The organism is Neisseria sp. P0001.S005 (assembly GCF_051963715.1).
On the sequence record NZ_JBQCTZ010000863.1, the window covers coordinates 1 to 326 of the forward strand.

At 50.3% G+C, this 326-nt stretch carries 1 protein-coding gene; it reads left to right on the top strand.

The window, feature by feature from the left end; translation table 11 throughout:
- Positions 1–288 (top strand): MlaC/ttg2D family ABC transporter substrate-binding protein (locus ACTHSP_RS23245; protein WP_440347146.1); only part of this gene is annotated, 288 nt, incomplete at its 5' end.
- Positions 289–326 lie beyond the last annotated feature (38 nt).

Consider the following 326-nt stretch of genomic DNA (forward strand, 5'->3'; position numbering starts at 1 on the left):
ACCATGCTGAAATTCAAAAACGCCAAGGTCAACATCAAAGACAACCCGGTCGTAAACAAAGGCGGTAAAGAAATCGTTGTCCGCGCCGAAATCAACGTTTCCGGCCAAAAACCGGTCAACATGGACTTCACCACCTATCAAAGCGGCAGCAGATACCGCGCATACAATGTCGCAGTCGAAGGCGCAAGCTTGGTTACCGTATACCGCAACCAATTCGGCGAAACCATCAAAGCCAAAGGTATTGATGGTCTGATTGCCGACTTGAAAGCCAAAAACGGCGGTAAATAATCCACCCCCGCACCATGCCGCCTGATGTTCAGACGGCA